The organism is Chroococcidiopsis sp. CCALA 051, assembly GCF_003015105.1.
Taxonomy (GTDB): Bacteria; Cyanobacteriota; Cyanobacteriia; order Cyanobacteriales; family Chroococcidiopsidaceae; genus Chroococcidiopsis; species Chroococcidiopsis thermalis.
Genome location: NZ_PYCI01000073.1, coordinates 23924 through 31189 on the forward strand (window position 1 = coordinate 23924; position 7266 = coordinate 31189).

General features: G+C 44.3%; 5 protein-coding genes. 2 read left to right on the top strand and 3 right to left on the bottom strand.

Translation table 11 applies throughout. The features are described 5' to 3' along the window. Positions 1 to 53 precede the first annotated feature (53 nt). The 3 genes from C7Y66_RS17980 to C7Y66_RS17990 form a co-directional block, all read right to left on the bottom strand. On the bottom strand, positions 54 to 467 hold the full coding sequence (locus C7Y66_RS17980) for a hypothetical protein (RefSeq protein ID WP_106546644.1): 414 nt from the start codon (positions 465 to 467) through the stop codon (positions 54 to 56). Beyond that, entirely contained in the window at positions 467 to 3223 is a 2757-nt protein-coding gene (locus tag C7Y66_RS17985; protein ID WP_015155672.1) for a heavy metal translocating P-type ATPase, read from the bottom strand. The genes C7Y66_RS17980 and C7Y66_RS17985 overlap by 1 nt, the downstream gene beginning before the upstream one ends. Before the next feature lie 771 nt (positions 3224 to 3994). Beyond that, a complete protein-coding gene (locus tag C7Y66_RS17990; RefSeq protein ID WP_106546645.1) occupies positions 3995 to 5044 on the bottom strand; it encodes a DUF3102 domain-containing protein in 1050 nt (349 codons plus the stop codon). An 876-nt stretch (positions 5045 to 5920) separates the two neighbouring features. On the opposite strand from C7Y66_RS17990, the gene C7Y66_RS31185 reads away from it, so the two are divergent. Continuing rightward, positions 5921 to 6097 carry a hypothetical protein gene (locus C7Y66_RS31185; RefSeq protein WP_015155674.1) on the top strand — a complete coding sequence of 59 codons (177 nt, stop codon included), beginning with the start codon at positions 5921 to 5923 and terminating at the stop codon, positions 6095 to 6097. 549 nt (positions 6098 to 6646) lie between these two features. Next, positions 6647 to 6982, top strand: coding sequence for a DUF5132 domain-containing protein (locus C7Y66_RS17995; protein ID WP_106546646.1), 336 nt, complete (start codon positions 6647 to 6649; stop codon positions 6980 to 6982). Positions 6983 to 7266 lie beyond the last annotated feature (284 nt).

Consider the following 7266-nt stretch of genomic DNA (forward strand, 5'->3'; position numbering starts at 1 on the left):
GAGGGGATGAGGTCTGTAGAGACATTGCACGCAACGTCTCTACGGACATTAAACTACGTTGGTTGTGGAACAACACGACTAGCAAGGTGAGCAATGACATGACTATTCCACCACTCCATTGCTCTTGCTTGTGGGTTGTCGCTGTCGTGCCAACCACAATGTTCGACATGGATCGATTCGGGTTCGGCAGCGTGCGCTCTTTCGAGTTTTTCCGCCGTCACCGCGATCGCCGGTATGTAGCCAATGTGGGTGAATGAGTAGATATAATACTCGCCATTTTGATTTTTGTAGGCGGCGTGGTACTCATTCAGCGTATGGTGAGAGTCATGCTCGGCATCGGCATCTGCTAGGTTGCGTCCGTCCCATGCCTCGGCAATTAACTCATCGTAAGCAAGAGCGCGATCGTAGGCAGCGTATACGTTAGAGTCGAACTTGGGCTTTTCTCCCAATTGAATTTGTTCAAACATTAGCGCACTCCTGCTGTAACTAGCTGTTCTTGCTGGGCGTTGGAGTTGTCGAATTCAACCGTGTAGAAGTACCTCGAACCTGGTTCGTAGAGCCATGCAACACCTTCTGGATCTTTGGTCATGCTCCATTCAACGAAATCAGTTCTCGATCTGCGGTATGTCAGGGTTTGAGGAGACATACCCAAACGTCTTGCTAAGTCGCTCTGCTTTAAATGACCTAGAGGTGATGGTTTCTTCGACATTTCTAGCTCGATCGCCGTTTCTACTGCTGGATGCTTGCCGTTACCATTGCCATTGCCGTTTGTATAGTGTCCGTTGCCATTGCCGTTTGTATAGTGTCCGTTGCCATTCGTTTCAGGCGCGATCGCTACACTGACTTCCTCAGCAAGCTGCGGTTTCGACTCGACAATTGAAGTTGCAATGTCTTCCTGAGCTGGCTGTGGTTTCGACTCGACAATTGGAGTTGCACTAACTACTGGAGTGGATGTTTCTGACGGAGCGGCGATTGCTTCTTGAGGTACTGCCTTGGCTCCGGTGAGTGCGGGAATTTCCATTCCAGGTCCCATCAACGGACGCAAGCCATTCAGTTCGGCAAGGATAGCCGTACCGTTGTTGATCACAACAGCAAGTAGTGGATCGAGCGCGAAGAAGATACCTGAGACCAATGCGCCAAGGTTAGGAACGGCAACGATCGCCGTGTTTTGCCAAATGATATCCATCGCCTGTCTTGCTGCCTTAATTGCCATCAGTAAGCCGCGCAGGTCGTCTTCCATCAACACGACATCGGCGGTTTCTCTAGCAATATCCGTTGCCCCAGCAAATGAGATCGAAACATCGGCGTAAGCGAGTGCGGCTGAGTCGTTGATTCCGTCACCGCAGAAAGCAACTGTCTTGCCACTGTCATGCAGGGACTTCACAACTTCGACTTTGCGCTCTGGGAATGCTTCAGCATAGATGTTGTCAGGATTCATACCCAAGTTACCAGCAACGGCTTTCGCGACTCGCGATACGTCACCACTGAGCATGTAAGCAGTAATACCCATACGCTTCAGTTCGGCAATGACTTCCCGACTTTCTTCGCGAGCTGGGTCGCTGTAGCGGACTACACCGATGAGTTTGCCGTCGCCTGCAATGTAAACTAGAGATTGTCCGCCGGATTTAGCATCGGGATACCTGCGATCGTATTCATCCAGAGAAACGTTCTCTTGGTTCATGAAGCGCGGACTGCCGACGATGATTTGCATTCCGTCGATTTTGGCTGCTGCACCCAGACCGACTTTGTATTCCCACTCTTCGCATTCTTTCAGCGCTATGCCTTTATCTTTGGCGTTATGGACGATTGCCTCGGCGATTGGGTGCGTCAATCCTTGTTCGGCGGTTGCAGCCAAGCACAAAACATCATCTTTAGTAAAGCGATCGTCCATGATGTCGATGTCGTTGACACCAGCATGACCGACAGTTAGGGTTCCCGTTTTATCGAAGACGACTGTATCGATGCGGGCAAGAATTTCAATGGCTCGACCACTGCGGATCAAGACGCCGTTACGAGCTGTGTAAGTCAGAACCGATAAGATCGTGGTCGGTACTGATACGCGAATGCCCGTACCAAAGTCTAAAGTTAACAGAGCAACGGCACGATTCAGATCGCCACTCATTAGACCGACACCAGCACCAATTGCCAGAGTGGGAAGAACGGCTTGGTTGGCTACCATTGCCGCATAGTTTTCAACTCTGGTATCGTGTACTGGTGCGGCTTGCATTAAGTTGACAATCACGCCTGCGCGGGTGTTGTTACCGACGCGCTCGGCATCAATTGTTAATGTCCCGTCAACTAATAGGGTGGAAGCAAATACTTCTTCACCTTCGCGTCTGGTAACGGGGACTGATTCACCTGTTAATTTGCATTGGTCGATAATGCCAGTGCCGCTGATGATACTCCCATCAACCGGAATTTGGTCGCCAGGATAGACAATAATGCGATCGCCTACTACCACTTCAGCTGTGGGAATTTCTACGACTTGTCCGTCACGAATGACGAATGCCGTCTTACTCAAACAGTCGAGTAGGTCGAGGTTAGCTCTTTCGCTACCGCGAGCTGTCAAGTCTCGGATCGCCTCACCGCCTTCGACTAAACCGAGCATGAACGATGGTGCAAAGTAGTGACCTTGCAAAGTATGCAAGCTCAGTGCCAAACCATCGAGGAAGTCGATTGTCAATTGTCTGTCTTGTTGGATTGCTTCCCAGGCTCGTTTAAAGACAGGGATAGCACCGACAAATACTACGCCAGCAATAACAAACCCTGGAATTGGTAAGCCTATCATCGCGCCTACAGAGAGTGCTAAACCAGCCGCAGGAAAAGCTAACCGTTCTACGAAGTCTACTTCGTTACTAGCTTTTTCCTCCTCTGTTTTTGGTGTCCATCCTATGGGAACTTCTACTTGCGGCGCTGTTTGAATTGCACTGAATAGCCTTTCTTGAACGATCGCGATCGCTTTGGCACTAGCTTCGTAGTCATACTCTACAGTCAACGAGCGAGAGGCTGGGTTAAGCTGAACATCGCTGACAAAATCTAGCCCGTCAACTAAGTAATGAAGCTTGCCAACATATTCTGGATCGTCTGCCAGTCTGGGGATGCGAATCCGAAAACGTCCCTCAGTCCAGTGAACAACTTGGTAATGGATGTTTTCGATTTGAATCGTTGGTTCAACCGCAGCAACCGTAGGAGTCAAATCATTAGTAACGCTTGTAGCAATCATGACAAACAGTTATCTCCAAAGTGGCTGACAAAACACAAAATTTTAGTTATTCCAAACCCTGGCTAATACCTTGCATTTATCCTGCAATACTGAGTTTGCTGAGGCTTGCTAATGAATGGGGCGGTAAAATCCACAATTCACTACGATTGCCCGCATACCAAACCACACAATTGTGAGGCATTACTTGCCAGATATAAGCTGTATGGGTAATTTTTAGACATTGTAGATGTCAAGCTGAAACCTCTACTAACTGAGGTATTCGCAGTTGATAACAACTGGATGCTGCCCCGATCCGTCAGCTCACCAGGACGAATAGAAAATATGGGCGATCGACAAAAATCAGACATTGACCTCGCGTTATAGTTCAGCTTTACAGTGCTACAGCGAGTGCATTTAGAGTTCTTCTAAAGCTTACTATGAAATTTCCAGAATAAACAAAAAACTTTTGTAAACCACAATTAAATCGATTAATTCGACTCTGAAGCCTGCATTAGTTATTGGTTCGATCCCGCGTTTGAAAAAGTTATAGCTTGAATTTGATTAGCTTTTAGGCGATCGCTTTGCTGAGAGTTCAGCGGAATTTTTTTGGCGATCGCCCTCACTCACGCCACAGAATTTCTGAGAATTTTCTCGTTTCTAAGCTGCGTTATGTTAAGTAAAGCTAAAAATATCCTGAAATTTTGCCATTTTTAACTCTTTTTTGTAACTTTTGCTTCACGTAACGTTAGCCAAATTAACTTCCATCTCCTGAATTCTGGCTTCTGACTTCTTTCACAAACTCACTTCTTTCACTTTCGTCTCGCCTTTCTTCCAGCCTTTCTTCCAGTAAGAAACGATCTCATGTACTTGCTGGCGATCTGGCTCTACCAAGATTCCCCGCCGTTCAAATCGATTCAAAACATCTAAGATTTTAGGAAAAGGCAAATAACAAATTGCGACTGTCTCTCCCACTTCCGTATAGAGATCGAGTAATGCTTCTAAAGTGTTTTCCAGTAGTTCGGAATTCTTACCTTTAGGTAAATATCGCGTGGCAATGATCCGCGTATCTGCGGGAATATCTGTCTGCCAATTGGGAACTGGCGGAAAAGCAAGCAGAAGTTTTAGCTTTTCTGGCAGCCGTTGACGGAGTGCAGGAGAATTTGGCTCGTCGCAATATAAGATGTGATCTTTGGCTAAGTGCCAGCAAACTTCCGGCTGGCTAGTTGGACTTTTCCTGTTCCTGCTTGCTTGGTTGGGAGATAAACGCGCTACAGTGTTAGGCTTTGTTTCAACGATCTCCACTTGAGGGGATAATAGCGATGTTTGTGCCGAAACTGCCTGATGACTGCTTGGATCGGTTTCGCTAACTGTGGATTGAGCTTCTAACTTTGGCTTTGCCGAAGAAACCTTGTATTTTTTTTTGAGTGCTTTCGCTTTCGAGTAGGTAATGCTTTCCCCCGATGCAGCTAGGGCGATCGCTTCTTCTATCGCTTGTTTTGAAGTTGACGGCGCTGCTAGCTCGTACATTGCCGACGGAGCAAATTTATCAATTTGATAGATTTGGTTGCCAAAGCGATCGGCAACTTGCATGAATCTCGCCGCAGTTGGATAGCTCCAATGAAATTCTGCCTCAATCCAATCAATAAAGCGTCCGTGCTTCAATTTATCTTTTACGGCATTAAGCTTCTGCCCGATTTCGATAATATCTTGGGCAGTGCGTTTCACCAGGGCTTGGATTTCTCCCGTTTGCTGTCGCACAAATTGAGAGATTTCTGCTTCTAGCTCTGTATAATTAAACTCTTTTCGAGCCGCGTCGATTACTGAGACTGGCATTCTATTCATTTGTTAAAACCCGCTATCAATATAGTTTTGCCAGATATTTATCTTTTTTACTTCAAAGAAAATTTTGTTTCCTCTGCCTTTGGACAGGCATGTGTTGCCTCCCTATCATGACTATTATATTCAGAATAGGCATAGTTGCAACTTCGCGATCGAGAACTCTATCTAAATGGCTTTGAATTGATGAGTGTAAACTATTCTTGCTAAGTTGCACCGACTTCGCCAAGTCAGGCGATCGCACGAGTAGAGATACAGACAAAAAGCCTACCTACAGTGTGAGAGAGAAACATAAAGTTTTAGAAATTTTATTGCTAATTGTTTTGTTCAGCTAACACTCCGGGAAGAAAACTTACTAAGTCTTAGTCTATCGTTACTATAAGAGTTGCTTTGCCTACTCAAGATTTTTTTTAAGACTTTGTTTAGATTTAGTATAAATCGCAAATTTCAATTTTATACATTGGTTTCACTAATATATTCGATTGCAAGCAGTGATGACTCAGTTTGCTTAGAGGGTGTGTTATAGGTGAAAACAAGCTTGTAACGCTTACTGCTAGCTGCTTGGATAATTTCAAGCTAGACAGTTGTATATATAAAATTCAATCCAAATAATCAGAAAAAATGACAGATTTTAGTTGATTAATATTTCTCAAATCGACAAAATTGTTCGATAATTAAATAATTGTCGAACAGAGCGATCGTCCATGTTAATTATAAACAATATCACTCATAAGCAGGAGAAAAGAAAAACAATAATTTAGCTTTAACTCATTCATTAGCTTTGCCAAACCACTAGTTCATGGAGTTAAAATTTCTGACTTTGGTTAGATTACTTGTTAAATAAATCAATTTAAAAAATAATACTAAAGGAGGCAAAGTCATATGGAAGCAGTAATGTTTAAGATTTACACTAGACCAGATAAGTTTAGCGAATTAGTAGAAGTTTTAAAAGATCGTGGATTAAAAGTTGTTGTTAGTTATAGAGCCGATCGCTCGGAAGACTACGACGAACTCCTCGTATATCAAGGCTTAGACGAGATCGAGCTGCAAAATGAATAGAGTGAAAAACACGATTAAGTTACGGATAATCCGAAGCTGAAGAACAGTTGGCAGCGATCGCATGTAAAGTTATTGAACAGTTCAAATTTTTCAATTGTTTTGAATTTTATCGATCGCTCAGGTACGTGGAGTTACTTTTCAATAACAGATGTTCTAAGATTTAATAACTTAGATTAAGAAAATTAAATTATAGTATTAACTCAGGTTCAATTAACTTTTTTAAAAATCTTTGAAGTAGTTCAATTAGATTTGTGTTATTCCTGCTATCATCAAAATTGAGTTTTAGAAGCTACGTAGGGTGACAGAGTTGGATTGAGTGCAAATACATTTTGCTCTTGTGACCCAAATTCAGAGATAACGACTGTCTTTCGCACTCAGAGCGATTAGCAGCTGTTGGTTATTAGTTATCTGCTGTCGGTCATCGATCTAGGCAAATAGCTAATAACGAGTGACAAATAGCTTTAGCGCGATCGCTTCCTACGATAGGCATGAGGTAGTCGTTGCGTCCGGTACGAGTTGCAATTGTTCTTTATTGGAAACTGAATCAACATGCTTGAACTAGAAGCTTTATTGCTAGGACTAGAACCGTTAACAGCAGCAGGGATTGGTTTAGGAGCATTAGCCCTAGCACCTGTAGTTGGTGTCGTAGGTTCTGCTATGGGAGGGTCTAATTCAGCTGTAGGTAATTCTTTGTCAGAGTCATCCAAATCCTTAGCGAAAACGGGTATGGTTTGGATGTTAGATGCTTATGACAAGGCTCAAAGTACCGTAGCTGAAGCATCAGAATCTTTTCAGGACTTGGTGGCGGAAGCCAAAACTGACTTGAAAAAGAGTAAAGCCAAGCCCGACCAGAGTTCAATTCCGCATCAAGTGGAAATTGGCTAAAAAAGGACTGGGAGACAATGGAATTCGGAATTCGGAATTCGGAATTCGGAATTCCGAATTTGTAATTACTCTCTGCTTGGGTAAGGGCGGGTTTTGACTCCAGATTGACGCTGGGAACGGTGAATATGCTTGCTAAACCTACTTGGGTAAGGGCGGGTTTTGACTCCAGATTGACGCTGGGAACGGTGAATATGCTTGCTAAACCTACTTGGGTAAGGGCGGGTTTTGACTCCAGATTGACGCTGGGAACGGTGAATATGCTTGCTAAACCTACTTGGGTAAGG